Genomic DNA, 3,000 nt, shown 5'->3' on the forward strand with positions numbered 1-3,000 from the left:
ACTTGGAGGCCGGCCACCGATCAGCCGGCTGCTACCAACCTGATGGCCGGGTACAGCTAGGCGTGTGGACACAGGCGGCTTACCCTGACCGCTGTCCCCGCCTCAGGAGCATTCCGCTGAGCGCAACAAGTGTGAGACCTAAGAGCGCCCAGGCCTCAGAACCGCTGCCGCCAGTTGCCGCGAGCTCTCGCTGCTCCGAGATGCCAGCCTCCGTGGGGTCCGGGACCGGACGGTGCCGTCCTGTTTTCGGCGTTTCGTCCTCGTCGTTTCCTCCGCCTTCCTTCCCTCCTGCGGCGCCGTCAGTGGTGCCTCCGCCCGCATCAACCTCCGCAACGCGAAAGCCCCGTGTCACGATCGTCCCGCTAGGAACTGCCTCCATCTCCAACACGGCTGTCTGCCCCGCAAGTGTGTCGGGAACGCCGAATCTGACCGCTGCCGCACCGTCTTCAATCGCGACCTCCTGGACTGGCTCCCCGTTCACGGTGACTCGGAGCCTCGTATTTTCCGGTGCTCCGCGGCTCGTCTGGTTCAAGTCCGCAAGATCAAGCTCGATCTGCTCTCCCGCATTGACCGTGGGCAGCTCCCCATCTCGAACCTCCTCGGCACCGATGGCCCGGTAGAGCCCGGCAGACTCCGAGGTCTCCGAAACCGTGACACCCCTCCGCGCGAAGTCGGGCTCAACCGGGGCCTTCTGGCTGAGTGCTGCGAAGTATTGTCCAAACCCATCGACGTCGATGAGTCCGGAATCGGTGACATTCACCAAATTCATTCCCTCATGAAAGTTCACAATCCCAATCAGGATGGCCCCCGACAAGCCCACTCGGTAGCTTTGCTCACGCGAGACCTGCTCCCCGTCCACCGTGATGCTCGTAATCCGATCGCCTTCGGGTCGCTGGGCGTCATAGGTGTAGGCCAAGTTGTCGGACATTGCCATCTGGATGTACCCCTTGGCATCACCCTCTGGGGTTCGTTGCCACTGCTGCTCAAACAATCGATACAGCTGCGCTCCAGTAACGTCCGCCGAGACAATCGAATCCTGGATCCCGAAGGTCTCAATTATCTGCATGATTGGCACGTTTCCATCTGCATCTGGGATGAGGTCGCTTCGGATGAAGTTGGGGATCGTCACACCGAACTCCGGGGGTCGAGCTTGGTCCTGTTGCACATCACGGAACATGTTTGCAACGAGGGTACCGAGTGCCGATTCGAGCGTCCGATTGCCCGAGTCTCCCCCCTCATAGAATCCATCCACGTACTCCCCGCCACGAAACGCCGTCGTAATCGGTGCGCTCGCCCTCCCCGCAGGCCGATTCCCCTCGACGAGCGCATACTCTCGAGCGTCCTCGACGATTCGCTGAACCTCGGCAACACGCGGATATGTTGCCACGAGATCGGCGTCAGATGCCGAAGACCGCGGAACCAGTGCGGCTGCCGATGAGGTCACCGTCCCGCTTGCCCGGTCAAGGGTCAACGTCACCTTACCCACCCGTTGCCCGAACGAACCTGTCTGAATCACAGGCCGTGTCCTCGTCATCTCTCCGGGGACCGGGGCTTCGTAGACGTACTGGTTATGGGTATGGCCCGTAAAGAGAGCGTCGATGAGTGGAGAGGCTTCGGTGATAATCCGAGCAAGCACCCCACCCTGCGTAAGCTCGTCTTCAAGCGACGCGGGCGGAGAATTGAGACCACCCCCGTCGTGGATCACCGCAACCGTGACATCAGCAAGATTCTGCACCTCGATCTCTTCCGCCGAGCGATTCAGTGCTTCCACAGTCGGGAGAAATCGCAGACCACCATCTGGGAATTGAGCCTTAGCGTCGGGCGTGATTGCTCCAATGATCGCAACTCGAACTCCACCGGCATCTCGAATGACATAGGGCTCAGCTGCGAGTTCCTCGCTGATGCCATCAACCATGTTGGCCGCCAGGAATGGGAACCGCGCCTCTGCCGCGAGTTCTTGGTACCTGTCGTACCCGATAAAGAGGTCTCCATTCCCCACAGCTGACGCGTCTAATTCGAGCGCATCGAGGACCTCCACGGTAGGCCGCTCGCCCTGCACCGAGGAAGCGTAGAGAGAATTGCCGAAGTTGTCTCCAGCGCTCACGAGCAACGTATTGTCGTATCCAGCTTCCTCCCGAATGCGTTCAATGGTTCCTGCCCACTGCACGGTGTTCTCATCGATTCGTCCGTGAAAATCGTTGATGAAGGCAAACGACACTTCAGTCGGCTCCGCCTCAAGCGCCTGAGTCACGTGAGGCGTACTCACGAGAAGGGCACCAACGGCCACCGAGACCATGACTGTTCGTAACGGGGTTCGCCACTCTGGCATGTCATATCTCCTTTGATATGAGTCCGAGCCTCCCGGCTCTGCCCCCGGCGACCACGGTATTTCTAAATCGCTTTTTAGTCAACCATCGTAGAAACAACCATTCACTCGGCACGCGCCAACCACCCCCTCCAGGCGTCTTCAGGCACACTGGAGCCATGAGCACTCCTCTTCGCGTCAGTTTTGTGTGCACGGGCAACATCTGCCGTTCCCCGATGGGCGAGGTGGTGCTGCGCCAGCTCGTCGCCGAGGCGGGACTCGCGGACCGCATCGAGGTGAGCTCCCTCGGCACACAGGGCTGGCACCAGGGCAAGCCCGCCGATCCGCGCACCGTGGTCGCCCTCGCGGAGCGGGGCTACGACGGTTCCGCCCACCGCGCCGCGCAGCTCACCGATGCGGACATCGCGGACCACGAGCTACTGATCGCGCTCGCCCGCGACCACGAGGAGGTGCTCCTCGATCGCGGCGCTGATCCGGCGCGGGTGTCGCTCTTCACCACGTTCGACCCCGAGCGCCCGGCAGACCCCGACGTCTTCGACCCGTACTACACCGACCAGGCGGCCTTCGACGAGGTCCTCACGCAGGTGGAGCGCGGTGCCGCCGTGCTACTCGACGAGCTCCGCGCACGGCTCGCCTAGCACCGCCCGCACCTCACCGCCCCCACCACCGCGGAC

The 3,000-nt window shown here is 62.0% G+C and carries 2 protein-coding genes; one reads left to right on the forward strand and one right to left on the reverse strand.

What is annotated here, in order from left to right; translation table 11 throughout:
• Positions 1-79: 79 nt before the first annotated feature.
• Positions 80-2,329 (reverse strand): 5'-nucleotidase C-terminal domain-containing protein, encoded by a 2,250-nt coding sequence (locus FM113_RS17680; protein ID WP_087016305.1) that lies wholly within the window; start codon positions 2,327-2,329, stop codon positions 80-82.
• Positions 2,330-2,484: 155 nt separating this feature from the next.
• On the opposite strand from FM113_RS17680, the gene FM113_RS17685 reads away from it, so the two are divergent.
• Entirely contained in the window at positions 2,485-2,964 is a 480-nt protein-coding gene (locus tag FM113_RS17685) for a low molecular weight protein-tyrosine-phosphatase (RefSeq protein WP_087016303.1), read from the forward strand.
• Positions 2,965-3,000 lie beyond the last annotated feature (36 nt).

The organism is Leucobacter sp. 7(1), assembly GCF_900163635.1.
Classification (GTDB): domain Bacteria; phylum Actinomycetota; class Actinomycetes; order Actinomycetales; family Microbacteriaceae; genus Leucobacter.